Origin of the sequence: Cohnella lubricantis (assembly GCF_014212015.1) — a bacterium.
Taxonomy (GTDB): Bacteria; Bacillota; Bacilli; order Paenibacillales; family Paenibacillaceae; genus Cohnella; species Cohnella lubricantis.
The window spans coordinates 13,985-36,235 of sequence record NZ_JACJVN010000081.1; the positions used below are offsets into that span (position 1 = coordinate 13,985).

General features: G+C 58.1%; 24 protein-coding genes. All 24 read right to left on the reverse strand.

Going from position 1 to position 22,251, the window contains the following annotated elements; all coding sequences use genetic code 11:
* Positions 1-26 precede the first annotated feature (26 nt).
* On the reverse strand, positions 27-1,169 hold the full coding sequence (locus H4Q31_RS19005) for a 1-deoxy-D-xylulose-5-phosphate reductoisomerase (RefSeq protein WP_185180638.1): 1,143 nt from the start codon (positions 1,167-1,169) through the stop codon (positions 27-29).
* Between the two features lie 40 nt (positions 1,170-1,209).
* Positions 1,210-2,001, reverse strand: a complete 792-nt coding sequence (locus H4Q31_RS19010) for a phosphatidate cytidylyltransferase (RefSeq protein WP_185180639.1) — start codon at positions 1,999-2,001, stop codon at positions 1,210-1,212.
* A 4-nt stretch (positions 2,002-2,005) separates the two neighbouring features.
* Positions 2,006-2,812 carry an undecaprenyl pyrophosphate synthase gene (gene uppS, locus H4Q31_RS19015; RefSeq protein WP_185180640.1) on the reverse strand — a complete coding sequence of 269 codons (807 nt, stop codon included), beginning with the start codon at positions 2,810-2,812 and terminating at the stop codon, positions 2,006-2,008.
* Positions 2,813-2,904: 92 nt separating this feature from the next.
* Positions 2,905-3,459 carry a ribosome recycling factor gene (gene frr, locus H4Q31_RS19020; protein WP_185180641.1) on the reverse strand — a complete coding sequence of 185 codons (555 nt, stop codon included), beginning with the start codon at positions 3,457-3,459 and terminating at the stop codon, positions 2,905-2,907.
* Positions 3,460-4,188: a UMP kinase gene (pyrH, locus tag H4Q31_RS19025; protein ID WP_185180642.1), complete on the reverse strand. Its 729-nt coding sequence runs from the start codon at positions 4,186-4,188 to the stop codon at positions 3,460-3,462. It lies immediately after the preceding gene.
* A gap of 104 nt (positions 4,189-4,292) precedes the next feature.
* A complete protein-coding gene (gene tsf, locus H4Q31_RS19030) occupies positions 4,293-4,943 on the reverse strand; it encodes a translation elongation factor Ts (protein ID WP_185180643.1) in 651 nt (216 codons plus the stop codon).
* Positions 4,944-5,070: 127 nt separating this feature from the next.
* A complete protein-coding gene (gene rpsB, locus H4Q31_RS19035) occupies positions 5,071-5,769 on the reverse strand; it encodes a 30S ribosomal protein S2 (protein ID WP_185180644.1) in 699 nt (232 codons plus the stop codon).
* A gap of 180 nt (positions 5,770-5,949) precedes the next feature.
* On the reverse strand, positions 5,950-6,447 hold the full coding sequence (locus H4Q31_RS19040) for a hypothetical protein (protein ID WP_185180645.1): 498 nt from the start codon (positions 6,445-6,447) through the stop codon (positions 5,950-5,952).
* Positions 6,440-7,048 carry a DUF6115 domain-containing protein gene (locus H4Q31_RS19045; protein ID WP_185180646.1) on the reverse strand — a complete coding sequence of 203 codons (609 nt, stop codon included), beginning with the start codon at positions 7,046-7,048 and terminating at the stop codon, positions 6,440-6,442. Before H4Q31_RS19045 ends, H4Q31_RS19040 begins: the two co-directional genes overlap by 8 nt.
* Positions 7,049-7,083: 35 nt before the next feature.
* Complete coding sequence (locus tag H4Q31_RS19050) at positions 7,084-7,404, reverse strand: hypothetical protein (RefSeq protein ID WP_185180647.1); 321 nt, start codon at positions 7,402-7,404, stop codon at positions 7,084-7,086.
* A gap of 17 nt (positions 7,405-7,421) precedes the next feature.
* Positions 7,422-8,834 (reverse strand): flagellar assembly protein A, encoded by a 1,413-nt coding sequence (locus tag H4Q31_RS19055; RefSeq protein WP_185180648.1) that lies wholly within the window; start codon positions 8,832-8,834, stop codon positions 7,422-7,424.
* 22 nt (positions 8,835-8,856) lie between these two features.
* Positions 8,857-9,642: a FliA/WhiG family RNA polymerase sigma factor gene (locus tag H4Q31_RS19060; RefSeq protein WP_185180649.1), complete on the reverse strand. Its 786-nt coding sequence runs from the start codon at positions 9,640-9,642 to the stop codon at positions 8,857-8,859.
* A 16-nt stretch (positions 9,643-9,658) separates the two neighbouring features.
* A complete protein-coding gene (locus tag H4Q31_RS19065) occupies positions 9,659-10,069 on the reverse strand; it encodes a hypothetical protein (protein WP_185180650.1) in 411 nt (136 codons plus the stop codon).
* Position 10,070: 1 nt separating this feature from the next.
* On the reverse strand, positions 10,071-10,565 hold the full coding sequence (locus tag H4Q31_RS19070; protein WP_185180651.1) for a chemotaxis protein CheD: 495 nt from the start codon (positions 10,563-10,565) through the stop codon (positions 10,071-10,073).
* A complete protein-coding gene (locus H4Q31_RS19075; protein ID WP_185180652.1) occupies positions 10,562-11,182 on the reverse strand; it encodes a chemotaxis protein CheC in 621 nt (206 codons plus the stop codon). The genes H4Q31_RS19070 and H4Q31_RS19075 overlap by 4 nt, the downstream gene beginning before the upstream one ends.
* A gap of 2 nt (positions 11,183-11,184) precedes the next feature.
* Complete coding sequence (locus tag H4Q31_RS19080) at positions 11,185-11,646, reverse strand: chemotaxis protein CheW (RefSeq protein WP_185180653.1); 462 nt, start codon at positions 11,644-11,646, stop codon at positions 11,185-11,187.
* A gap of 30 nt (positions 11,647-11,676) precedes the next feature.
* A complete protein-coding gene (locus H4Q31_RS19085; protein WP_185180654.1) occupies positions 11,677-13,764 on the reverse strand; it encodes a chemotaxis protein CheA in 2,088 nt (695 codons plus the stop codon).
* 38 nt (positions 13,765-13,802) lie between these two features.
* The gene (locus H4Q31_RS19090; RefSeq protein ID WP_185180655.1) at positions 13,803-15,374 is read right to left on the reverse strand and encodes a protein-glutamate methylesterase/protein-glutamine glutaminase; all 1,572 of its coding nucleotides are present in this window, start codon (positions 15,372-15,374) and stop codon (positions 13,803-13,805) included.
* A gap of 95 nt (positions 15,375-15,469) precedes the next feature.
* Positions 15,470-16,333 (reverse strand): MinD/ParA family protein, encoded by an 864-nt coding sequence (locus tag H4Q31_RS19095; RefSeq protein WP_185180656.1) that lies wholly within the window; start codon positions 16,331-16,333, stop codon positions 15,470-15,472.
* A complete protein-coding gene (flhF, locus tag H4Q31_RS19100) occupies positions 16,326-17,936 on the reverse strand; it encodes a flagellar biosynthesis GTPase FlhF (protein ID WP_185180657.1) in 1,611 nt (536 codons plus the stop codon). The genes H4Q31_RS19095 and flhF overlap by 8 nt, the downstream gene beginning before the upstream one ends.
* Positions 17,933-19,966 carry a flagellar biosynthesis protein FlhA gene (flhA, locus tag H4Q31_RS19105; RefSeq protein WP_185180658.1) on the reverse strand — a complete coding sequence of 678 codons (2,034 nt, stop codon included), beginning with the start codon at positions 19,964-19,966 and terminating at the stop codon, positions 17,933-17,935. The genes flhF and flhA overlap by 4 nt, the downstream gene beginning before the upstream one ends.
* Positions 19,967-20,044: 78 nt before the next feature.
* Positions 20,045-21,142, reverse strand: a complete 1,098-nt coding sequence (gene flhB, locus H4Q31_RS19110; RefSeq protein WP_185180659.1) for a flagellar biosynthesis protein FlhB — start codon at positions 21,140-21,142, stop codon at positions 20,045-20,047.
* Positions 21,143-21,186: 44 nt separating this feature from the next.
* Entirely contained in the window at positions 21,187-21,975 is a 789-nt protein-coding gene (fliR, locus tag H4Q31_RS19115; protein ID WP_311771766.1) for a flagellar biosynthetic protein FliR, read from the reverse strand.
* A gap of 6 nt (positions 21,976-21,981) precedes the next feature.
* A complete protein-coding gene (gene fliQ, locus H4Q31_RS19120) occupies positions 21,982-22,251 on the reverse strand; it encodes a flagellar biosynthesis protein FliQ (RefSeq protein ID WP_185180660.1) in 270 nt (89 codons plus the stop codon).

Here is a 22,251-nt window from a genome sequence, read left to right on the forward strand (position 1 = left end):
CGGCGACGGCGGCAAATTGACTTCATTTATTTCAAAGCGGCTGCTTCCCGGCGAGCCCATGCGTCGGTGTCCAGTATCGCGGCTAACTCCGGAAGCGGCGTAACCGTATGCTTGGCCAGCACCCGCTCAATAATGGTCTCGATGGCGAGGAATGGAATCTCCCCGCGCAGGAACCTTGCGACCGCGGCTTCATTCGCCGCGTTGAACACCGTCGGAGCGGTGCCGCCGACGCGGCCTGCTTCATAGGCGAGACGAAGGCAAGGATATCGTTCGAAGTCCATCTCGCGAAAATGCAGCGCACCCGCCTTGACCAAATCCAGCGGCGAAGCCGGGGAAGGCTTGCGCTCCGGGTACGTGAGCGCGTATTGGATCGGCACCCGCATATCGGGGTTGCCGAGCTGCGCGATAACGCTCGTGTCGGCGAATTCGACCATCGAGTGCACGATGCTCTCCGGATGGAGCACAACGTCGATCCGGTCATATGGCAGATCGAACAGCCAATGCGCTTCGATCACCTCCAAGCCCTTGTTAACCATCGTCGCCGAATCGATCGTAATCTTCGCGCCCATCGACCAGTTCGGATGCTTCAGCGCATCTTCGACGGTGACGTTCGTCAGTTCTTCGCGCGTCCGATCGCGGAAGCTTCCGCCGGAGGCGGTAATGACGAGCCGCTTGACGGCTCCGCGATTCTCCCCGTTCAAGCATTGGAAGATCGCCGAGTGCTCGCTGTCCACGGGCAGAATGGGCACGCCCTTGTCAGCCGCGCGCTTCATGACGATATGCCCTGCCGTCACCAGCGTCTCCTTGTTCGCAAGGCCGATCGCGGCTCCCGCCTCGATCGCCGCCAGCGTCGACGTCAGGCCCAGACTTCCAACCAGCGCGCAGACGACATAGTCGGCTCCGGCGCCGGCTGCGACCTCGATTAGTCCCTCTTCGCCGAAGACGACCTTCGTCCCTCCGGGCAGACGGGAGCGGATATCTTCCGCCAGCTCGAGCGTCGCGACGGAGACGATCCGCGGGCGGAACACGGCTGCCTGATCAAGCAGAAGCTCGACGTTCGTGCCCGCGGCGAGCCCGACGACTTCGTAAGCTTCGGGGTCGCGCGAGACGACGTCGAGCGTCTGGGTGCCGATCGAGCCGGTGCAGCCAAGCACAGCTATTTTTCTCATCGACATCTTACTCCTTGTTGTCTAACTATGTACCGCTCGCTTACACGGGCAGCAGATGAAGCAAATGCACGATCGGGAACACGATCAGCCAGCTGTCTGTCCGGTCGAGCACGCCGCCGTGGCCCGGCAGCAATTGGCCCGAGTCCTTGACGCCGCGCAGCCGCTTGTAGGCAGACTGGATCAGATCGCCCATCGTGCCCGCTACCGCTGCGGCTAGTCCAATCGTGATCGCGCGCCCGATCCCAAGCCACTCCGGTTCGATCAGGCTGAAGATGATGCCCACGACCACAGCAATGACAAGGCCGCCGACGGCGCCTTCGATCGTCTTGTTCGGGCTGATGGCCGGCCACAGCTTGCGCTTGCCGAACGCACGCCCAATGAAGTAGGCGCCGGCGTCCGACGCCCAGATGCAGAAGAACGTCAGCAGGCACCAGAACAAGCCATGCGGCAAATCGCGCGTCTCCGCCATATAACGGAAGCCGAGGCCGATATAGATGACACCTAAGTACAGCAGCGCAGCTTGGTCCAGCGTCGTGCGGTTCTTGCTGGTAACGGTCGCCGCGAGCAGGAGGAACATCGCCAGCCATGCCGCTGTCAGAATCGGAGGCTCCGTCCAGCCGAACGGCAAATTCGGCAGCGACAGAACCAGAACGGCCGCGAAGCCGATCAGCACATCGCCCCTCATCTTCGGCAAGTTGTTCAGGCGGACGTATTCGCCATATCCAAGCAGCGCCAGCAGCGCTAGCAGCGCTTCATAATATCCATCTCCGAGAAGCAGCAGAGCGATAAAGGCCGCTCCGGCCACGATCCCGGTAACTAACCGTTGACCCATGACGTCAGAGCCCTCCGTAACGGCGTGCCCGTCGTTGATATTCGCGGATCGCCTCGTAGAAATGTTGTTCTGAGAATTCTGGCCAATAGACGTCGGTGAACCAGAACTCGCTATAAGCCAGCTGCCATAGCATGAAGTTCGACAGCCGAAGTTCTCCGCTCGTGCGAATGAGCAGATCCGGATCGGGCATATCGCCCGTCAGAAGGCTGGACGCGAAGTCTTCCTCGCTGATGGAGTCGGGATTCAGCTCTCCGCTCGCGGCGCGGCGCGCCAGCAAGCGGGCGGCCTCTACCATCTCCATCCGGCTGCCATAGTTCAACGCGAAATTAAGCACAAGTCCGGTATTCTGTTCGGTTCTCCGAACCGCTTCTTCTAGAGCTGATACGGTATGGTCGGGAAGCAAGTCGCGAACGCCCATCATCTTCACCTGAACATTGTTCTCGATTAACTCATCCAGCTCGATAGACAGAAATTCTTGCGGCAGCTTCATCAGAAAGTCCACTTCGGATTTGGGACGCTTCCAATTCTCCGTGGAGAAGGCATACATCGTCAAATATCGGACGCCGATCTTGTCGGCTGCCTTCACAATGCGCTTGACCGCCTTCATGCCGCTGTGATGGCCGGCGACGCGCGGCAACCCGCGCGCCTTCGCCCAACGCCCGTTGCCATCCATAATGATGGCTACATGCTGGGGCACATTGTCTGCGGATATCCCGAAGGTACGTCCGTCATGCTCCTCCGAATCTTCTTGCTTATGCTTATTGGCGTTCTGCAATCGACGAAGCCAGCTGCTGCCGAATCGCTTCACCATGGTCGTACCTCCCGATCAACTCGCCGTAACATCGTCGTTCTAGCCGATGATGAACAATAAACCCCACCTGACGGAGGGGCTTGGCAGACACATTAAACTTCCATGATTTCTTTCTCTTTGGCTGCGAGAATCTTGTCCACTTCCGCGACGAAGCGATCGGTCAGCTTCTGAACGTCCTCTTGGTGACGTCTCGATTCGTCTTCGGAGATGTCGCCCTTCTCGAGCTTCTTGATGTCGTCGTTGGCATCGCGCCGAATGTTGCGGATTGCTACCTTCGCCTCTTCGCCGTACTTCTTCGTCGACTTCACCAAGTCTTGGCGGCGTTCTTCCGTCAGCGGAGGAACGACCAACCGGATGATGCTGCCGTCGTTCGCCGGCGTCAAGCCGACATCCGACTTCAGAATCGCTTTCTCGATCGCAGCCAGCGCCGATTTGTCCCATGGCTGAATGATCAGCGTACGGGAATCCGGCGTCGTGATGGAGCCCAATTGGTTCACCGGAGTCATCGCTCCGTAATATTCCGCTTGTACGCGGTCAAGGATGGCAGGCGTCGCACGGCCTGCGCGCAAGGTTGACAGATCCCGCTTCAAGGCGCCGAGCGCCTTCTCCATCCGTTCTTCAGCGTTCTTCTTGATCGCTTGAGGCACTTAGTCCACGCTCCCCTTCACAATCGTACCGATTTTGTCGCCCAATACAGCACGTTTAATATTGCCTTGCTCCGTAATGGCAAACACAAGCAGAGGAATATTGTTGTCCATGCACAGCGAGGATGCCGTCGAATCCATGACGCCCAGATTCTTGTTCAGGACGTCTAGATAGGTGAGCTGCTCATACTTCTCGGCGGTCGGGTCCTTGAACGGATCGGCGCTGTATACGCCATCAACCTTGTTCTTCGCCATGAGGATCACTTCCGCTTCGATCTCGGCTGCGCGAAGCGCTGCCGTCGTATCGGTGGAGAAGAACGGGTTGCCCGTGCCTGCGGCAAAAATAACGACGCGCCCCTTCTCCAGATGCCGGATGGCTCTGCGGCGAATGTACGGCTCTGCGATCTGCTGCATGGCGATCGACGTCTGCACGCGAGTCGGCACACCGATCTGCTCCAGCGCATCCTGCAGCGCGAGCGAGTTCATGACGGTCGCGAGCATGCCCATGTAATCGGCCGTCGCGCGGTCGATGCCTTTCTGGCTGCCGGAGATGCCGCGCCAGATGTTGCCGCCTCCACATACGATAGCCACTTCAACGCCAAGCTCGACGACTTCTTTGACTTGTTCGGCGATCGAGATGATCGTTGTCGCATCAATGCCGAATCCGTTAGCCCCCGACAGCGACTCACCGCTGACCTTCAACACCACACGCTTGTATACGGGACGATTCAAGTTAGTACCTCCATCATTCTATTCGGTCCTTCGCGGAAGGCGAAACCAGCCGCTTTGTTCAAAAAAAGGGAACACGTCGTGTTCCCTCGGGTCGAGACGAAAGCTTATGCTTTAACTTGCGCCATAACTTCTTCGACGAAGTTGTCGGCTTTCTTCTCAAGGCCTTCGCCCAGTTCGAAACGAACGAAGCGGCGGATGGTGATCTGCTCGCCGATCGTAGCGATCTTCTCGTTCAGCAGCGTTTGAACCGTCTTGTCCGGATCCTTAACGAAGGATTGCTCCAGAAGAACGTTCTCCTCGTAGTACTTGTTCAGGCGGCCTTCCACCATCTTGTCGACGATCTTCTCAGGCTTGCCTTCGTTCAGCGCTTGAGCGCGAAGAATCTCGCGTTCCTTGTCGAGTTCCGTTTGGTCGACTTCCTCGCGGCGAACAACCTTCGGATTCGCAGCTGCGATGTGCATCGCAATGTCGCGAACGAGCTCTTTGAATTGATCGGTCATCGCAACGAAGTCGGTCTCGCAGTTGACTTCGACCAGAACGCCGATGCGGCCTGCGCCGTGAATGTAGGATTCTACGCGGCCTTCAGTAGCGACACGGTCGCCTTTCTTTGCTGCTGCCGCAAGGCCTTTCTCGCGGAGAAGTTCGGCGGCTTTGGTCAGATCGCCGTTCGCTTCCTCCAGCGCTTTCTTACAATCGAGCATGCCGGCTCCGGTTCTCTCACGGAGAGATTTTACGTCTGCTGCGTTAACTGCCAAGGGAATAACCTCCTATTGATCCGCTGCGATGCCGCAGCGCAAGGGTAAGTACTGTTTCTTTAAAAAAAGGGCGGCAAGAAGGTTCTCTTCTGACCACCCTTTGCTTCGTGCTTGCTTATAGCTTTAATTATTCGGCTACTACTTCGCCTTGACGGGACTCGACGATAGCGTCGGCCATCTTGGACGTCAGCAGCTTAACGGCGCGAATGGCGTCGTCGTTGCCCGGAATGACGTAGTCGATCTCGTCCGGATCGCAGTTCGTGTCTACGATGCCGACGATCGGAATGCCCAGCTTGCGAGCTTCCGCAACCGCGATACGCTCCTTGCGCGGATCGATGATAAACAGCGCGTCAGGAAGCTTGCGCATGTTCTTGATGCCGCCCAGGAACTTCTCAAGACGCTCTTTCTCCTTGCGGAGCAAGATAACTTCTTTCTTAGGAAGAACTTCGAACGTGCCGTCCTCTTCCCATTTGGTAAGCTGGTGCAGACGGTCCGTACGCTTCTGAATCGTGGAGAAGTTCGTCAGCGTGCCGCCGAGCCAGCGTTGGTTGATGTAGTATTGGCCGCTGCGTTCCGCTTCGTCTCTGACGGAGTCTTGCGCTTGCTTCTTCGTGCCGACGAACAGCATCGTGCCGCCGTTCTCTGCCAGCTGGCGAACGAAGTTATAAGCCTCGTCTACTTTCTTGACCGTCTTCTGCAGGTCGATAATGTAAATGCCGTTACGTTCAGTGAAGATGTACTTGTCCATCTTAGGGTTCCAACGACGAGTCTGGTGACCGAAGTGTACCCCAGCTTCGAGAAGCTGCTTCATGGAGATTACTGCCATCTTAACTGCACCTCCTAGTGGTTTTGTGTAGGTGAATCTCCTCCGCCATTCGCATCTTCCGCCAGAACTCGCGATCTCGCGAGCACCCCTGACGAAATTGAACGGCGTGCGTTTTTTCACACCGGGTAATACTATAACATATCGCGAGCGACCGCGCAATGGCTTCGGCCGCTCGATTCCTCAATATTTATTGCGGGTCAGTTCCTCTATGATCTCGTCATAGGACGGCTTGCCTTCGAATGTACAAGGACCGACCCGTATCTTCGTGCTGTAGGGCTTAGCCTGCTGGATAAAAGCTTGTTTGTCGTTGATGAGCCCAAGGCTCATTAACGCATCGGAGACTTCCGCCAGGGTGGCATCCTGCCAGACATACAGCGTGCGGGCATTCGCCCGCTCCGCCTCCGATCCGGCTGCCGTCTGACCGCTTGCTGCTGCTTCCTTCGCCTTCGCGACGGCGGCATCAAGCTCCTCTTGCGTATAGGTTCGTCCGTCCGCTTCCGGATCAACGAGCGTCAAGCCTTGCGCTGCCGCTTCCTTCTGCAGATCTTCCTTGCTTAACGGTTCGTTCGGGAGAGCGGATTTGCCGGCGGATTCCGCTGCGGTCATGAGCTGCAGCAGGATGGCGCCGATCGCCAGCCCAAGCCCGAAGCCGATCAGCCAGCTCCGGCGTTTACGCATGCTGCTCCTCCTCCCGCTTGGCTAGTTGCAGAATGAGCTGCACTTCGCCCTTGTTCAGCCCGAGCGTCTTGGCGATCTGTTCGACAGACCGGCCGCGGCTATGCAGATCGAGCAGTTCGGCGTACCTGGCGTGAATCGATTGGGGAACGAGGTTATGCAGATCGGCCTCCTCTGCAGCAAGATGCGGCTTGGCCTCGAGATCAGGGACGGATGCCAGATCCGAAGCAGACGCCGAAGACGATAGCGCTGCCGGTCCGTGCGGTTCGGCTGAGACCGCCGAATCCGTTGACGCCGCCGAAGTTGCCGATTGCTGCGACTCGGAAGCTTGACCCTGCGCTCTCCATTCGACCATCTGCGTCTCTAGCTCCCGGATGCGCAGCCCGAGGCGGCGCACCGTATCGTCCTGCTCCTTCTTAAAAGAAGCGACGGCATCGACCAGCTCCCGATTCTCTGCCTCCAGATCCTCGAGGAGCCTGTCGTATGCTTCGTCGCTCTGAAGCGCTGCCGCCTCCCCCGCCTCGCCTTGCTTCGGCTTCGGAAGCAGCCAGCCATAGCCGGCAATCGCAGCGCCTATAATAACCAACGTATGCCAAGGCTCCATATCTCTGCCACCTTTCCACTACCCTCGGGGGCCCGTTACAGCTTGATATCCAGATGTCTCCCCTTGTAAGGGTGCGCGGACTGTTCGTCTTCGCCCGGTTCCGATTCGCCGCCGCCGTTCTTCCCAGCGGCAGAAGAATGCTTCTTGCGCTCTCGGGGCTCCTTCTCCGAGATGGACCGCTTGCCAGCGGACTCAAGCCTCACGCTGCTCTGCGCTTGCTTCTCCGCCTGCTTGGCCGCTTGGTGGCCGAGCGCAGCCTGTTCCATCGCGGAACGCTGCTGCTGTTGCTGCTGCAGCGGAGACATCTCGAGCGTCCGCGGCAGTGAGGTCTGAAGATCGATTGGCCTGTAGCTCATCCGGAGCCCCTCCCCTGTCAGCCGTAGGGAACAAGATTAATCTCCCCATCGAAGAAGCGGAACGATACGCGCTGGATGCTGTCTTTGACGAAGCGCGTATAGCGGCCGATGACGATCTTCGTTCCGCCGAATATCGTGTGCGTCACATCCACCCGAGCGGAGGTCATGTCCTCCAGCGACTTCTCAATCTGGAGAATGCCCTCCTTCGCTAGCTGAAGCTCCTCAGCCGTCTGCCGGCGGGTTGCGCCGAGCTTGCTGCGCATCTCCATCCGATCCGGCGACAATTGGCCGACCGCCGCCATTTGGTTAAGCAGCGCCAGCGCCTTGTCGGTCTTGTCGAGGCTCGCCGTCAATTCCCGCACGCTGTTGCGAAGCTCGACGAGCTCTTGGCGCAATTCCGGCCGCACGCCAACTTCAACCGCCGTCGCCGTCGACATCGAGTTGCCGAGCATCCGTACCGCGACGCGTTCTCCCGCTTGCATCACCCCGCCGACGATAAGCCCTTTAGTTCCAGTGCAGGTGATGCTGTTCCCGGCTCTCACATTGGAGTGCATGATGCTCTGCATGACGGTTACGTCCTCGCCGGCGATAACGTTGCCTTCTTGGATGAAGGAGCACTTCACCGACCGTCCGGCTTTCACGAACCCTTTGTTGCTTCCGATAATCCCGCCGCTGACCTCGATAGATCCTTCGGACTCCACTTCAGCGCCTTCGATTCCGCCTGTTACCCGGATGTCTCCGGAAGCGCGTATCTTGAAGCCGGTCAGAACGTTGCCGCGAATGACGACCGTTCCGACAAAATCGATGTTGCCAATATTGTAGTCGACGTCCCCATTCACTTCATAGACCGGGAATACGTTCAGCCTATCTTTATCGGTCTTCGTGACCAAGCCGTCGATTGCCGCGTATAACCCTGTGTTCTCGGCGTTAGCGACGACGTTTTTACCAATTTTAAAATTCGCTTCCTTGCCGTCCTTGGCTGGAATCTCTTCTCCCGCGACGTTCATGCCCGGTATGCCCGGCTGAGGCGGATACCGCTCTGCGATCAATTGACCGGCTTTCACGTTCGCAAGCTTGACGATCTCCTTGTAATCGGCGCTTCCGTCTTCGCGGATCAGCGGCCTCCGATCCTTGGAATCGGCATCGTACAGCACTTTAACGAATCCGTCGGCGCCGTTGCGAGCTTCCGTCCCGACAGCAATAATATTCTCGCTGAGATAGAAATCTTGCGGGCTTGCGCAAATCATCTGCAGAATATCTTTGCGCAATCCGTATTTAACTCCATGGGAAGCGATGAACCGCTCCAGCTCCGCATCGGTCATCCGGATCGGATTCTCTACTTGCTTAAAAGATAAATACGCCTGCATCTTATCTTCCGACAACGTGATCAGCAAAACTTCCTTCCAGTCTAGATGCGGACTTGCAGTCATCCTTCGCACCCCCGGTCTTAGGCTAATGTTGTAACAGCTGGTCCCTCTGCTTGCCCAGCGCTGTTCGTAACCGAAGGATCGCTTTGGAGTGAAGCTGCGAGATTCTAGATGGCGATAAAGACATCACTTCGGCTATTTCGCTTAACGATAAATCCTCGTAATAGAAGAGAGACACGACCGTTCGTTCTTTGGGGGTCAGCTTCTCGATCCCCTGCGTTAACGCTTCTTTTAAATACGTCTCATGAACCTTGGATTCGGGGTTGACCGCTTTGTCGTCCACGAGCAGCGACAGCCTCGTCTCCGACTCTTCCTCCCGAATCGGATCCTCTAAGGAGCAGACCGCCGAGACGGCTACTTCTTGAAGCATCTGTTGAAATTCTTTGTGCGATATATTCAAATAGCCGCATACTTCCTCGTCGGAAGCAGAACGCAAGTTCCGCTGTTCTAGAACGGTGTATGCGTCCTCCAGTTTTTTGGCTTTATCTCGGACAGAACGCGGCACCCAATCGCCTTGGCGAAGACCGTCGATTATGGAGCCGCGAATTCTCCAGGAGGCATACGTCTCGAATTGCAGCCCGCGCTGGTAATCGAATTTCTCGATCGCGTCGATCAGCCCCATGATTCCGTTGCTCGCCAAGTCGTCTTTGGTGACGTTCTTGGGCAAACCGACGGCCATCCGGCTAGATACGTAATCGACCAGCGGCAAATAATGCTCGATCAGCTGTCTTCTCGCCTCTGCATCCCCATCTTCCTTCCAGCTCTTCCAACAATCTTGATGGGACAAGCGTGAACGGTTATGATCGATCATCTTTGCATCACCATCCTTATTCGTCCGTCATTCGCCTGACTGCCGTGACAACGTCCTCCGTACTCGGATGCTCGAGCGTTACGAGCCGCTTCGGATTCAGCGGCTGAAATCCGCTGATCGGGCGGCCGCCGCCGTCCGTCCGTTGTTCCTTCAGCATGTCGGTCAATTCGCCGCCGTCATCCGGAGTCGTCAGATCGATGGCCTGGCCGTTCCCTTCCTTCGGCAGCTTCATATAACTGGGCGCAGCCGGTTTAAGCAGAACGCTCAGCGCGATCCGGACGACAGCCGCCAAAGCCGCGAAAGCCAGAAAAGCGTAAAAGCTGCGCAAAAGCGTCGTCCCAATCGTGTTGCGCGATACTTGGAACAAGAATGCCAGCACGGCGCCGAAAACGCCAAAACCGAACGTCCAACGCCATTTACCGCTCATTTCAAATCTCCTTTGTGCCAAACTGTACGCTGCGAATCGTGAGAATGCCGCTTGCGCTGTCAAGCTCGATTGTGCGTCCGTAATTGCCGCCGGTATCTTCCGAGGCAATCGGGATCGCCAGACGCTCGAGCTCCTCCTTGGCCGATTCGACGTTGCGCGGCCCGATCCGAAGGCTGTCGCTGCCGCCTGCGAAAGCGAACATCTGCGCCCCCCCGGCAAGCTTGGCGACCAATCGCCGGCGGTCCGCTCCCAATTGAAGCAGACGCGCGAGCAGCTCGGGGATCGACGTGTCAGCGTACTTCGCGATGTTCAGTTGGCCTTCTCGGGCGATATCCGAGCTTGGCAGCATGATGTGCGCCATGCCGGCCACGAGCCGCAGCGGATCAAACAACGTCAGTCCGACGCAAGAGCCAAGCCCTGTTGTCTTCAGAATGGCGCCGCCGAATGCAACCCCAATGTCCGCCATTCCGACTTTGACCATATTCCCTTCATTCATTCAAGCGGCACTCCCAACGAGACGAACATCCTAGCGAATGACTCCGGATCGGGAATGAAGAAGAAGTAACCTTCCGCTTCCCGTTCATCCTTTAGAAAAGTCGTGCTGATCAGCAAGGCGTCGTCCCCCATCGTGCCGAACTGCAGCAAGCCGTAGCTGAGAATCGCCCCCGCCATGTCGACCGCGACCTGGGGCACTGTCGGCGACATGGCAAGCCCCGTCAGATCGGCAAGGGAAGACAAGTACGAGCCTGCGAGGATGTTCCCGATCTCGCACAGCGCGGATAGCTCAAGCTCGCTGTACTCGTTCTCGTCCTCAAGCTCGAAGCCAGCCAGCTCTCGCAGCAAGAGTCTGGCTTGCTCCCGGCTCATGAGGAAGAACATATTGCCCGGCGCATCGCCGTCAACGCGAAGGAAGACGGCGACGACGACCTCTTCCGATCCGCCGACGCGGTCGGCGATCGATTCGAAAGGCACGAAGCTGACGGTCGGCACCGACATATCTACCGGCTTGTCCAACATCCGGGACAAAGCCGTTGCGGCATTGCCCGCTCCTATATTGCCGACTTCGCGAAGGACGTCCATTTTGAAATCCGGGTTATGGTTGAACAGTTCCACGATTATTCTCCAAACTGTTCCAATTGAATAATTTCCGAACGATTCAGCACTTCCGACAGATTAAGCAGAATAAGCAAGCGATTGTCGCCGATCTTGGCAACGCCGCTCAAATACTTCGCTTTGATGCCGCCGACGACTTCCGGCGGAACATCGATCGTATCATCCATGATATCGATGACGTCGTTCGCCGAATCTACGATGAATCCGACCTCAAGCTCGTTCACCGCTACAATAATAATGCGGGAATTGTCGCTCTCCGCCGTCTCCTCGAGTCCGAACCGGCCGCGCAGGTCGATGACCGGAATGACGATCCCCCGGAGGTTGATGACGCCTTTGACGAACGCCGGCGTCTTCGGAACGCGGGTGATCGGCATCATCCGTTCGATCGTGCGGACTTTATCCACCTCAATGCCATACTCTTCTTGCCCCAGCGCAAAGACGATTACCTTCAATTCCTCTGCCATTGTCAGGCCCTCCCCATATCGAACGGATATTTACTTGATGAGCGAATTCGGATCTACGATCAACGCGACTTGCCCGTCTCCGAGAATCGTCGCTCCGGAGATCAGCTTCTGATTGCCCAAATAGTTGCCAAGCGTCTTCAGGACGACCTCGCCTTGCGTGATGAATTCATCCACCAGAACGGCAGCCATCTTATCGCCCTTGCGAATGATGACGGTCTCCGTCTCGGCTTCGCCATCTTCCCGGTAATCGGGAGAATTCAACACTTCTGCGAGCGATACGACCGGAATGACCGAATTGCGGTACTGAATTACCTTGTTGCCCTGCAGGTCCCGGATCTCATCGCGGCGGATGGCTGCCGTCTCAACGATAGACGAGAGCGGAATCGCGAATTTCTCCGAGCCGAGCTTGATGAGCATCGCCGAGATAATCGACAGCGTCAGCGGAAGCTGGATCGTGAATCTCGAGCCCTTGCCGAGCTCCGAGGTGACCGATACGCTGCCGCCAAGCGATTCGATCTTCGATTTGACGACATCGAGACCGACGCCACGCCCGGAGATGTCGGAGATCTTATCCGCTGTGCTGAAGCCCGGAGCGAAGATCAGCATGTTGAGCTCGTCGTCGCTAAGCTTCTTCGCTTCTTCCTGCGTGATGACGCCGCGCTTGATGGCGATCTCCGTCACCTTCGGACGGTTAATGCCGCCGCCGTCGTCCTCAATCTCGATGAAGACATGATTGCCGCTGTGGAAAGCCCGAAGCTGAACGGTTCCCGTCTCGGATTTGCCGGCGGCTGCGCGAGCGGCCGGCTGCTCGACGCCATGGTCGACCGAGTTGCGGATCAAGTGGACGAGCGGGTCGCCGATCTCGTCGATGACCGTGCGATCCAGCTCGGTCTCTGCGCCCGTGATAACAAGATCAAGCTTCTTGTCAAGTGATTTCGCTAAATCCCGCACCATGCGGGGGAATCGGTTAAACACGCTCTCTACAGGCACCATCCGCAGCTTCAACACGATATTCTGAAGGTCCGAGCTGACTCTGGCCATGTGCTCCACCGTCTCGGTCAGATCGCCGCGGCGAACCTCCGAAGCCAGCTGTTCCAGCCGGGCGCGGTCGATAAGCAGCTCGCTGAACAAGTTCATCAGCGTATCCAGGCGCTCGATGTCGACGCGGATTGTACGGCCGGATGCAGCGGCGCCTCCTGCCGCAGCAGTCCGCGGCGCAGCGTCCGCAGCTTTCGCAGCCGGCTTGGCGGCTTCCGCCCCGCTCGGGGCCGTTGCCGCTGCCCCTGCCGCCGTCTCGCGAACGGCCTGGAAGCTCTGCTGGCTGGTCGCTTCCTTCGATTGGTCCAGCTCTTCAAGCACCGAGCGGTCAACTGGCAGGACGGTGACAGATTCGATTTCCGAAACTTTCAGAATACTCGCCGTTAACTCTTCCTGGCTTATACGAGAGATATAGTATACCGAGAAGCTCTTCTCGAATTTGTCCTGTTCGATATCCTGAACGGACGGATGCGACTTGACGACCTCGCCGTTCTTCTCCAGCAGGTCGAATACCATGTACGCGCGAACGGCCTTCAGCACGCAATCGTCGCGGATGAACACTTCGACGTGGAACACCGACAAGCCGCTGTCGATCGATTGCTCCAGCACCGATAGCTGGTATTGATCAAGCAGCATCTCGGTCGCCACCATCGGCTTGTCCGAAGCGGATGCCGATGCCGCCGCGCTAGAGCCCGGCGCTTCGCCGCGAACGATGGCCTTCAATTGCTCGACCAAAGCGCTGACGTCCGCCTTGCCGGTCCCTCCATTCACGACGTCTTGCACCATGCCCTCGAGCGAGTCGAGACATTGGAAGATCGTGTCGAAGATCGTGCTGTTCATCTTAAGCTTCTCGTTGCGGACTAGGTCGAGCACGTTCTCCATGTCGTGCGTCAGCGACGCCAAATCCTCGAAGCCCATCGTCGCGGACATTCCTTTGAGCGTATGCGCGGAACGGAAGATGACCTGCACGATCCCGATATCCTCCGGTGCTTGTTCGAGTTTGAGCATGTTCTCGTTGAGCGATTGCAAGTGTTCGCCCGCTTCGTCGATAAAAATGGACAAGTACTGGTTCATTTCCACTTACGGACACCTCCTGGTTGGCTGTTCTTGCCTCGATCCTAACTTTTGAGGGCGATCACCTCTTGAACGAGCGCCGGCGCGATTCGCTGCAGTTCAAGCACTTGCGAAGCGGCTCCGAGCTCGACCGCGCTGCGAGGCATTCCGTACACGATGCACGTCTGCTCCGCTTCCGCAATCGTCGTCTCCGCCCCGTCGTCCCGCAGCGCCTTCATTCCCTTCGCGCCGTCGCTGCCCATCCCGGTCATGATGACGACATGACGCTTCACCTGGGACAAGCCGATCAGCGATTCAAACAGGCGATCGACGGAAGGCTTGTGTCCGCTGCGCGGTTCCTCGTCCGTCAGCGCGATGCGATAGGATGACTGGGAGCTCCTAACTAACGCCATATGTTTGCCGCCCGGCGCGATATAGGCGGTGCCGGCTTGCACGCTGTCCCCGTCCTGCGCTTCACATACCCGAATCTGCGAGAATGAATCCAGCCGCTGGGCGAGCGACTTCGTGAACTTCGGCGGCATGTGCTGAACGATTAGAATCGGCGCCGGGAAATCAGCGGGCAGCTTCGTCAGCACTTCATGCAGTGCGCGAGGTCCGCCAGTCGACGTGCCGATCGCGACCAAATGCCTGAAGTCGCCGGCGCCGGCGGGCGGCTTCCTGCCGCCATCCGGTTCGCCTGGCGCGCTCGCAGCTCTTGGCGGTGTCGCTAAGCGCCGCTGCATCGTCGGCTGTTCCGCTGCGCCTTGAGCGGGCGGCGATGCTTGTGCGGGCGCTTTCCCTTTCAAAGCAGCCTTGGGCGGCTTGTCAGCCGCTTCGGGCACTAGAGGCGCCTTCGCCTGCTCCGGCGAAGGCCTGCGCCTCGTCTCCTGCTGCGCGATTGGACGCATGCTTGCCGGCGCAGGAGATCTTGTCGGCGCTGGCGGCGGAACGCTGGCGGCGGCAGCCTCCGGCTGGCGAGCGTGCGGCTCCGCTGAGGGAGCCTTCGGCTTGGGAAGCTGATCTTCCGACGTTGCCGCGCGATCGATAGCTTCCTTCGCGGCGTTCGGCACAGACGAATCCGCTAGCGGACTTGGCTGCGAGGCCTCTTCAATGGCGGATACACCTGAAGCCTCCTTATGCGAAGAAGAATCGGGTCCGTCCTCCTGCGGCAATTCGCCGTTAACGGCGTGGAGGTCTTCATAGGCGCCGGCCAGATTGCGGGAGCTTCCGCTTCTGACCATCTCCGCCGCGATATGTAATTTCTCGACCAGCTGCTCGCCGACTTGGCGAATATCCAGCTTAAGAGACGAGTCAGGCTTGCGAATGAAGTCGATCGCGCCGTATTGCAGCGCCCGGATCGTGTCGCGTGTGCCGTTGTCCGTCACCGCCGAGATCATAATGACTGGAGTCGGCCGCACGGCCATGAGACGTTTGAGCGCCTCCAATCCGTTCATCTGCGGCATTTCTAGATCCATCGTGACGATATCTGGAGCAAGCGCAAGCACTCGTTCGAGCGCCTCCATCCCGTCGGATGCCGTACCTGCCACTTCAAATGCCGGATCCTCCGAGATGAAGTCGCTGAACACCTTGCGCATGAAAGGGGAATCGTCAACGACCAGAACTTTGAATATCGACATGCGGTTTCCCCCCCTTTCATTATCTAAGTTGTATGAGCGAGGAAGCTATGATCGGAATACCGCAACAGCTAGCCGATGAATCCTTCGCCGCTTGCTCATCGCCATAATCGGCGCATGCGCTGCAGGAACGATCGAACGTCTCCTTCCTTCTCCTTCGTCTCTTCGGACAAGAACTTCGCCGCGATCCTGTCAATGCCGCGGACGGCAGCGCTGTCCGGGAAGGCGACCGACAACGCCGTCTGCCGCTTGACTGCTTTGGTCACATGATTATCGTCCGGTACGAAGCCAAGAACCGGCAGCTCAATGCCCAGATACTTGTCCGCGACATGCCGAATGTTGTCCGCTGTCTGCTGGCCTTCCCGGTCGTCGCTGACCCGGTTGACGATAAGGCGGAAGTCCACCTGATGCCCCATCGTGTTCACCATCTTGATCAGCGCATAAGCGTCCGTGATCGAGGTCGGTTCCGGCGTCGTCACGACAATCGTCTCCTGGGCGGCGGTGATGAACCGGACCGTCTCCTTCGACAATCCCGCGCCGGTATCGAACAGCAGGAAGTCGACCTCGCCGTGCAGCCTGCTGATCTGGTCGGCGAAGTACTCCAGCTCATCGTCGCTAAGCCGCACCAGATCCTTGAATCCGGAGCCGCCTCCGATGAATTGAAGGCCGTGCGGTCCGGTCTGGATAATCTCCCAGATCGTCTTCTCACGCCTGAGCAGATGAAGCAGGTTATACTGCGTCGGGATGCCCAGCAGCACGTCGATGTTGGCCATGCCGATATCGGCGTCGAAGAGCAATACGCTGTAGCCTCTCTTCTGCAGGGCAAGAGCGAAGTTTAGGCTGAAATTCGATTTGCCGACGCCGCCTTTGCCGCTCGTTACCGTAACGATCCGAGTATGGCGGGCCGCCGGGCCGTCTCGGTTCAGCACCATATGCCTTAACGCCTGCGCCTGGTCATGCATGGGTGATCTCCCCCAGCAATCGCCCGACGATCTCATCCGGATCAAAAGAACGAATATCGTCCGGCACAGTCTGCCCGCAAGTAATATAAGTAATCTCGAAGCCGAATTCCCGGGCGAGATTGAGAATGCAGCCGACCGAGTCGGTCTCGTCAAGCTTCGTGAACAGCAGCCGCCGTACGCCGTACTTAGCGAACTGTTCAGCCACCTGCCTCATATCGTCATACTTGTGCGTCAAGCTCAGCACGAGCATGCTCTCCGCTTGCTGGCCCGGCGCGAGCAAGCTGTTCACTTCCGAGACGAACAGCTCGTTGCGGTAATTGCGCCCCGCCGTATCCATGAAGATCAGATCCCGTTCTTCCAGCTTGTTGTATGCCCGCGTAAGCTCGGACGAGGAGAATACCACTTCCAGCGGAATGTTCAGGATATCCGCGTATGTCCGAAGCTGGTCGACCGCTGCGATTCGATACGTGTCCGCCGTGATGAATCCGACCGAGCGGCGATGAACGAAGGCTTGATCGGCCGCCAGCTTGGCGATCGTCGTCGTCTTCCCGACGCCGGTCGGACCGACGAAGTTCACGATGCGCGTCGTCTCGGAGATGCCCGTCCCGGCGGCAGGCAGCAACCACTGCCGCAGCACCGCGCGAGCTTCCTCCATGGCGGCTGCCTCACCGCTCTCTTCCTTGGCCGCGAGACGTTCCCCCACCTCTTCGGCGAACTGCTGAACGTATTTGGGGTCGACCCCCTGCTTCGCTAATTGCCTCGACAAGGCCATGACCTCGTCCGGCAAGCTGCGGAACATCTGCTGCCGGCTCGCCTGCAGCATCATCTCCCTCATCGCGCGAATCTCCTGCAGCAAAGCGGCCGTATCGCTGTTGGCCTCCGGGTTGGACTTTCCGCTCGGATACGCTTCGGCAGCGTTGGCGCTAACGGCTGTCAGCGGGGACTCCGCTCGAACAGCCTGGGTGGCTGCCGGCTCGATGGCCGCAAGCGCCGGTCTAGCGGCTGCGGCTTCTTCAGCCATAGCCGGAGCCTTCGCTTCCGGCTTGGCTGCCTGCGCCAGCGCGGCGAGAATCTCCATCGCCGCTTCCTCATCCGCCGCCGCCCGCGGCGGCGCGGCTGCGGCGATCGTCTGCGGCGCAGGCTTCGCTGCGGCATTCGCCTGCGGCGGCGCCGATGGCGCGGCGGCGCTGTAGCGGCCGCGCGCCACCGCCGGCGGCACCCACGCAGCCGCGGGAGCTTCCGGCTCCGCTGCGATCGCGATGCCGCCGCCAGCCTCAGCCGCTGCTGGCCATGAAGCGCCAGCGGCGGCTACGGCAGCCACGGCTGCGCTAGCCTGCGCTGTCTGCTTCGCCGTAGCTGCGCTTGCCAGCACAGCCGGCGCAGACGCGAGCGGCGAGGCCTTGGCTTGCTGGCGCGGCTTCGGCTTCGCCGCCGCTTCATCGACCGCGGCGATGACCTCCACCCGCTTCTTGCGGAACATGCCAAGAAATCCGCCGATACGGATCTCCTTCGTATTCAGAATAACGGCGTCCGAGCCAAGCTCGCTGCGGATCATCTGAACCGCTTCAGGCAGATCGTTCACTAGATATCGTTTGACCTTCATGCGTTCACCACCCCGACGCTTTGCACTTCAATATTGGGTTCTAACTCGCTGTACGATAGGACCGGTATATCCTGCATGGTCCGCTCCAGCAACTGGCGCATGTACATGCGAATCGTTGGCGATGTCAGTATGATCGGCTGCTGGCCCATCTGCGCGACTCGGCTTACCTGCTCGGAGAGCCGTTGATAGATCGATTGCGAGGATGCCGGATCTAGCGCCAGGTAGCTTCCTTGGTCGGATTGCTGGACAGCCTCCGCAATTCTCTTCTCAATGGCGGGGCTGACCGTGATAACCTTCAGCGGCTCGCTAGGCGATGCGTACTGCTGTGTAATCTGCCGCGACAGCGCCTGGCGAACGTATTCCGTCAGCACTTCCGGATCCTTCGTGAATTTGCCGTAATCGGCCAGCGTCTCGAAGATCGTCACCAGATCGCGGATCGAGATCTTCTCTTTTAGCAGCTTGGCGAGCACCTTCTGAAGCTCTCCGATCGACAGCGTCCCCGGAATGAGCTCTTCCACCAAGGCGGCATGGCTCTCCTTGACGCTGTCCGCGAGCGCCTTCGTCTCTTGCCTTCCCAGCAGCTCGTGCGCATATTTCTTGATTACTTCCGTCAGATGCGTAGCAACGACCGAAGGCGGATCGACAACGGTATATCCGGCCATCTCCGCCCGCTCCTTGGTCGCTTCGTCGATCCATAGGGCAGGCAGGCCGAATGCCGGCTCCTTCGTCTCAATGCCGGTGACGGAGTCGTCGTCGAATCCGGGACTCATGGCCAAGTAGTGATTTAGCAATAATTCGCCACGAGCCACCAAATTTCCTTTCATTTTGATCACATATTCGTTCGGTTTAAGTTGAATATTGTCGCGAATTCGGATGACAGGGACGATTAGTCCCATCTCAAGCGCGCATTGGCGACGGATCATAATGATTCGATCCAGCAGATCCCCGCCCTGCTGCGTATCCGCGAGCGGGATCAGCCCGTAGCCGAACTCGAATTCGATCGGATCTACCTGGAGTAAGCTGATTACGCTCTCCGGGCTGCGAACTTCCTCGATCTCCTTCTCTTCGACCAGCAGATCCTCTTCCACGCGCTTCCGCTTCATATTCAATTGCAGGCGGTAAGCGGCAATCGCCAGAATGATCGCATACGGAATCGTCGCGAAGAACCCGATCGGCGTCATGATGCCGAGCATCGCGATCGTGCCGGCAACGATATAGAGAAGATTCGGGTAGCGCAGCAGCTGCTTCGACAAATCATGCGCCATATTGCCTTCCGAAGCGGCGCGCGTGACAATGATGCCCGTCGCCGTGCTGATCAGAAGCGCCGGAATCTGGCTGACCAACCCGTCGCCGATCGTCAGAATCGAATACGTGTTCAGCGCTTTGGAGAAGTCGAAGCCGTGAACAGCCATGCCGATGATGAAGCCGCCGATCAGGTTGATGAGCAGGATGATGATGCTCGCGACGGCGTCCCCTTTAACGAACTTGCTGGCGCCGTCCATCGCGCCGTAGAAGTCGGCTTCCTTCTCGATCTTCTCGCGCCGATCCTTCGCCTGCTGCTCGTTGATCATACCCGCATTCAGATCGGCGTCGATGCTCATCTGCTTGCCCGGCATCGCATCGAGCGTGAATCTCGCCGCGACTTCCGACACGCGCTCAGCGCCTTTGGTAATGACGATAAATTGGACGACCACAAGAATAAGGAATACAACGAAGCCGATGGCGAGCTCGCCGCCGGCCACGAACTTGCCGAACGTAGAGACGACTCTGCCCGCTTCGCCGTCCCGAAGAATAAGCCGCGTCGTCGAGATGTTCAAGGCGAGCCGGAACAGAGTCGTGATCAGCAGCAGCGTCGGGAAGATCGAGAAGTTAAGCGCGTCGGTCGTGTTCATCGAGATGAGCAGGATCATCAGCGCCGCCGAGATATTGACGATGAGCAGAATATCCAGAAGCTGGTGAGGGATAGGAAGGACCATCATCAGGACGATGCCGATGATGCCGACAAGTATGCTTAAGTCCCGAATTCTCATAGCGGTATTCCTCCCTCTTCTGACTTCGTGCGATAAGAATTTACTAGATGAGAGCCGGCGGCCGGACGCGAGGTCCGATTACCCCCGGCGGCGTCCGCCTTTCAAGCGGTATACGTAAGCCAGCACTTCCGCGACGGCTTGGAACAGGTCGGCCGGGATCGAATCCCCGATCTCCGTCCGATCGTACAGCGCGCGGGCGAGCGGTTTATTTTCCATCGTTATGACGTTGTGCTGCTTGGCGATCTCGCGAATGCGAAGTGCCAAGTAATCCTGTCCTTTGGCGATAACCTTCGGCGCATCCATCTTCGTGCCGTCGTACTGCAGCGCGACCGCGAAGTGGGTCGGGTTCGTGATGATGACATCGGCCTTGGGGACCTCCTGCATCATCCGCATGATCGCCATTCGGCGCTGCCGTTCCCGGATCTTGCCTTTGATGAGCGGGTCGCCTTCCGCGTTCTTGTGCTCGTCCTTGATGTCTTGCTTGCTCATTCGAAGACTCTTCTCATACGAATACTTCTGATAGTAGTAGTCTCCGATAGCGAGAACGAACATCAGCACGCCGAACAGCAACGTGAGCCGAATCGTCAAGCTGCCGGTATAGGAGAAGATATCGACAATCGGCACATGGGCGAGCATGAGAACGCGGTCCTTGGCGGACCACAGCACCAGATAGACGATCAGGCCGGTCGCGAACAGCTTCAGCATGCTCTTGGCGAACTCGACGAGCGACCGAACGCCAAACAGCTTTTTGAACCCGTTAATCGGATCCAGTACGCTCAATTTGAACTTCAGCGGCTCTGTCGTGAACAGGAAGCCGATCTGCATGTAGCTCACCGCGAAGGCGGTGACAATGACGGCGATAAAGATTGGAGCGAGGAAGATGAGCATCTGCCCCGAATAACGGCTCAGCATGCCGAGCACGTTCGCTTCCGTCACTTCCATGGTCAAGCCGTGCAGCAATACGTCGCTGAACAGCCGAAGGATGCGTTCCCAGAAAAAAGAGCCCAGCATAAGGAACAAAGAGGCGCAGACGATAAGCGCTACGGAGCTGACCAGTTCTTGGCTCTTGGCGACCTGGCCTTTGTTCCGCGCATCATTCCTCTTCTTTGGGGTGGCCTTCTCCGTCTTCTCGCCCGCGAACAACTGCAGGTCCATTCGAAGCTGATAACGGGCCATCGGTCAGGCACCCTCCTTGCGGTTCCGCTTCCGCCAAGCCGTCCTCATGCTTTGAGCACGACGAACAGCTTATCGAGAGCCGAGAACATTTGGTCGAAAATCATTTGGAACAGCGCGCTGAAAGCCGGCAGCAGCAAGAGCAGAATCGCAAGTCCGAGCAGAATCTTGATCGGAATTCCGATGACGAACACTTGATATTGCGGCGCCGCCCTTGACAATAGCGCCAGTCCGAGGTCAATCAGGAACATGGCGACGACCATCGGAGCGGAGATCTGCAGCGCCATCAGGAACGTGTCCGCGAACGTGCGCGACAGGAACTGCGTGACGCTGCCAGAGGCGATATCAGCGAACAGCGTGTTGTCGAGCGGAAGCCACTTGTAGCTGTCCATGATCGCGCTAAGCAAATAATGATGTCCGTTGATGGACAGGAACACCAGAATCTGCAGCATGTACTTCAGGTTGCCGAGCATAGGCGCCGATACGCCGGTCATCGGGTCGACGATGTTGGCGACGCCAAGCCCCATCTGCATATCCATGAGGGAGCCGGACACCTGTACGATGCTGAAGAATAAGCTGGCGGCGAATCCGATCAACAGGCCGGCCAGTATCTCCTTGAACAAGGCGATGATGTAGGTCCCGTCTGTCGGCACAGCGGTATCGAAGCCGACGTTCAGGAAGACGATCAGCGACAGGAAGAACGCAAAGCCGATCTTGAGCGTCCGCGGGAACGTCCTCGACGAGAACACCGGCGCGACGACCAGGAAAGCTGTCATTCGGCTAAGCACCAGCATAAACCCGGGAACGAGCTGCATGATTAGATCCATCTGCATCATTGCCCGTTATCCGATGTAGCTTGCCAAGTTGCCTAGCAAGTGCTCGGTGAAATCGACCAGCACGTTCAGAATCCACGGCCCGAACAGCAGAATCGCCAGAAATACGGCGACAATCTTCGGAATGAATGCGAGCGTCTGCTCGTGGATCTGCGTCGTTGCTTGGAAGATGCTGACGAGAAGGCCGACGATCAGTCCGAGCCCCAGCATCGGCGCGGTTACCTTCAGGACGGTATAGATCGCTTGCCCTGCCAACCCGATGACAAACTCTTCACTCAT

Coding starts and splice junctions, on each gene's coding strand:
- H4Q31_RS19070 (WP_185180651.1), bottom strand. CDS start 10,565: ATGAATGAAGGGAATATGGTCAAAGTCGGAATGGCGGACATTGGGGTT.
- flhA (WP_185180658.1), bottom strand. CDS start 19,966: ATGAGAATTCGGGACTTAAGCATACTTGTCGGCATCATCGGCATCGTC.
- rpsB (WP_185180644.1), bottom strand. CDS start 5,769: ATGGCAGTAATCTCCATGAAGCAGCTTCTCGAAGCTGGGGTACACTTC.
- H4Q31_RS19095 (WP_185180656.1), bottom strand. CDS start 16,333: ATGCATGACCAGGCGCAGGCGTTAAGGCATATGGTGCTGAACCGAGAC.
- H4Q31_RS19065 (WP_185180650.1), bottom strand. CDS start 10,069: ATGAGCGGTAAATGGCGTTGGACGTTCGGTTTTGGCGTTTTCGGCGCC.
- H4Q31_RS19050 (WP_185180647.1), bottom strand. CDS start 7,404: ATGAGCTACAGGCCAATCGATCTTCAGACCTCACTGCCGCGGACGCTC.
- flhB (WP_185180659.1), bottom strand. CDS start 21,142: ATGGCCCGTTATCAGCTTCGAATGGACCTGCAGTTGTTCGCGGGCGAG.
- fliR (WP_311771766.1), bottom strand. CDS start 21,975: ATGATGCAGATGGATCTAATCATGCAGCTCGTTCCCGGGTTTATGCTG.
- H4Q31_RS19055 (WP_185180648.1), bottom strand. CDS start 8,834: ATGACTGCAAGTCCGCATCTAGACTGGAAGGAAGTTTTGCTGATCACG.
- H4Q31_RS19040 (WP_185180645.1), bottom strand. CDS start 6,447: ATGCGTAAACGCCGGAGCTGGCTGATCGGCTTCGGGCTTGGGCTGGCG.
- uppS (WP_185180640.1), bottom strand. CDS start 2,812: ATGGTGAAGCGATTCGGCAGCAGCTGGCTTCGTCGATTGCAGAACGCC.
- H4Q31_RS19080 (WP_185180653.1), bottom strand. CDS start 11,646: ATGGCAGAGGAATTGAAGGTAATCGTCTTTGCGCTGGGGCAAGAAGAG.
- fliQ (WP_185180660.1), bottom strand. CDS start 22,251: ATGAGTGAAGAGTTTGTCATCGGGTTGGCAGGGCAAGCGATCTATACC.
- H4Q31_RS19060 (WP_185180649.1), bottom strand. CDS start 9,642: ATGATCGATCATAACCGTTCACGCTTGTCCCATCAAGATTGTTGGAAG.
- H4Q31_RS19090 (WP_185180655.1), bottom strand. CDS start 15,374: ATGTCGATATTCAAAGTTCTGGTCGTTGACGATTCCCCTTTCATGCGC.
- H4Q31_RS19045 (WP_185180646.1), bottom strand. CDS start 7,048: ATGGAGCCTTGGCATACGTTGGTTATTATAGGCGCTGCGATTGCCGGC.
- flhF (WP_185180657.1), bottom strand. CDS start 17,936: ATGAAGGTCAAACGATATCTAGTGAACGATCTGCCTGAAGCGGTTCAG.
- H4Q31_RS19005 (WP_185180638.1), bottom strand. CDS start 1,169: ATGAGAAAAATAGCTGTGCTTGGCTGCACCGGCTCGATCGGCACCCAG.
- H4Q31_RS19010 (WP_185180639.1), bottom strand. CDS start 2,001: ATGGGTCAACGGTTAGTTACCGGGATCGTGGCCGGAGCGGCCTTTATC.